Source organism: Microbulbifer mangrovi (assembly GCF_002009015.1).
Lineage (GTDB): Bacteria > Pseudomonadota > Gammaproteobacteria > Pseudomonadales > Cellvibrionaceae > Microbulbifer > Microbulbifer mangrovi.
This window is the reverse complement of record NZ_LZDE01000094.1, coordinates 1-862: the sequence shown is the minus strand read 5'-3', so window position 1 is coordinate 862 and position 862 is coordinate 1. Positions and strand designations below refer to the sequence as shown.

Here is an 862-nt window from a genome sequence, read left to right as displayed (position 1 = left end):
CGCATAAAGTGCACAAAGTAAGCCGTCCCTTTGCAGCGCTTTGTTAGGGCCTTTGCCCTCCAAATGCCTTTTCCGGATACAAAACTTCATGCTGAACCCGTATAAGGAGATCTTTTGGCATGTTATCAAAAAGTTCATATTCGATAGCTAATGGCTTGAATTTTTCAGATCCGAATTCCGATAGGCAGTTGTAGTAGAGCAATGCAACTTCGTGGTCGGAAAGCTGCGCACGTACAATGTTTGTATACGTTTTTTTATCTTCTCTTTCTGAGGAATCTATATACTTGAAAATATTATAAACATAGCGGAAATAGTGCCCCAGATTGTTTCTATTTTTTCGCCAAAAATATCTATAAGCATCCTCAACTAAATCTTGGTCTGATTTTTCTGGGAATTTTTTCTGGTAGAAATTGTAATTCCCTTTCAATCTTTTTAAGAAAGCAGTAAAGCAATCCCTACCGGTAGTTGTTTGTTGGCTATTCGCTGATTTTGAGCGCAAATCTAGATCTGCAACAATTGTTGCGTGCACTTCCAGCATTTTGAAAAGCATGTTCTCAAATTGCTGATCTTTCATTTCCTTTCTCGTAAGTCCAAGCTCCTCTTGCTGCTGCCAAATGGTAATCATTAGCCCGCCAAATGCTAATGCAGAAAACAAAGAGGTTAACATACCCCAGCTATCACCAAATGTACCTAGCTGCCCCTCATCTTTACCATTCAATATCCACCAACCATTCTCAAGAGCTAATCCATACCCGATAAATACAAAGGCTATTAGCCCAAAAATAAACAATGGTTTTTGATAGAACTTCATGAAAATCCTTAATTATTACTGCTGTAGCCCTAACGCCCGCAACAGGGGCGA

The 862-nt window shown here is 39.4% G+C and carries 1 protein-coding gene; it reads right to left on the bottom strand.

The features are described from left to right. Positions 1 to 43: 43 nt before the first annotated feature. Positions 44 to 811 (bottom strand): putative phage abortive infection protein, encoded by a 768-nt coding sequence (locus tag B4U49_RS00435; RefSeq protein ID WP_078082646.1) that lies wholly within the window; start codon positions 809 to 811, stop codon positions 44 to 46. Positions 812 to 862: the final 51 nt, after the last annotated feature.